Genomic DNA, 1,373 nt, shown 5'->3' with positions numbered 1-1,373 from the left:
GCCAACCAGTTCGCCATCATGTTCGGCGAGCGCTTCACGAACGCGATTATCTAACTACGAATTCTGGCCCCGCACACAGAATTTCTGACAGGTCCTAAACCAGCGCTACATTAGCATGAAAATTGAACAAGAGCAGTTGGCTCAAGCGTTCAAGTGAGGATACCGATGAACTATTTTGGATTGCTTCCTAAATATCGTGTCAATCGACCTCTTAGTAAGGAGGAGCTGGATAATCGGCTAGCGCAGAATGAGAAGTTGGATATTGAGCCATACAGCCACCTTTGCGTGATAAAGATGAATTCTACTTTTCTCGAATCTGTAGATAAATGGTATGGTTGGCGAGGCAGCCTTTCAGTATTCGCTCTGCCGGCGATAGTGACTGTTTTAGTAATAGTTGGGACAGCGATCATGGAAGCTCTCACTAAGAGTGATGGGTTGAAATTACAACCATCCGGTATCGAGACTGTATTGATACTAACATCAAGTCTCATGCCAATGTTCCTCATTGGAATATGGCTTTTACGTAAAGATTGGTTCTCGTTTACGCATTATCCAGTAAGATTTAATCGCAAGAAGCGGCTTGTCCATGTTTTTCACACCGACGGAACAGTGAGTAGCACACCTTGGGATGAAATATTTTTTACGCTAGGTCATATGCCGCGGTTGCATGAGTGGGAGATTCGTGGTCATATTCTTGATCCGAAAACGTCGCTTATACAGAGAACATTTTCCCTGAGTTATACTGGCCTCTTGTATCTAGACCATAATGGTCAACGTCCTAGCAGGCTATCAAAGTTCGACTTCCTCCGAGCACATTGGGAATTCATAAGACGGTACATGGAGGAAGGCCCCGAGGCAGTTTCTAACCAAGTCCAGTTCTGTATGCCACTGGATGGAAAAAAAGAAAGCATTCGAATCGGTATCGAACGAATGCTTGCAAATATTGCAGGCGTATATGTTCCGATCTACTTAATGACGTTGCCGCTTTGTGCAATTTTCAGCTTGAATCGGATCTTCGCAATGTGGACCAGTAAAATTCCTGAGTGGCCAAGCGAAGTCGAGGCAGATTGTAAAGTCGAGGTTGATGACCCGTTTGCTATAACTGGCAATCGGAGCGGCGATCGGGTTGCCGTATATCCCGAAGCTGCTGCGGCAGCCGGAGTGGAATTCCGGCCGCGCAAGATCAGCGACGGCAGACTGAAGTTGAGGCCCAGCTATCCCTCGACTCAATTGATGAGATGAAGGCTGGTTTCTTGCGCCGCATATGGATCAGCGGTCTCGGACCTGTCAGAAATTCTGTGTGCGGGGCCAGAATTCAGAGTTAGATAATTGCGTTCGTGAAGCGCTCGCCGAACATGATAGCGAACTGGTTG

1 protein-coding gene is annotated in these 1,373 nt (G+C 46.9%); it reads left to right on the top strand.

Annotation, left to right across the window (positions count from 1 at the left end; genetic code table 11):
* The first annotated feature begins 165 nt into the window (after positions 1 to 165).
* Positions 166 to 1,242 (top strand): DUF6708 domain-containing protein, encoded by a 1,077-nt coding sequence (locus ABIB42_RS25880; protein ID WP_429249213.1) that lies wholly within the window; start codon positions 166 to 168, stop codon positions 1,240 to 1,242.
* Positions 1,243 to 1,373: the final 131 nt, after the last annotated feature.

It is taken from the genome of Massilia sp. UYP32, from assembly GCF_050434365.1.
In the GTDB taxonomy this organism is placed as follows: Bacteria; Pseudomonadota; Gammaproteobacteria; order Burkholderiales; family Burkholderiaceae_D; genus Telluria; species Telluria timonae.
The sequence above is the reverse complement of the archived record's forward strand: the minus strand, read 5'-3'. Positions and strand labels throughout refer to the sequence as shown.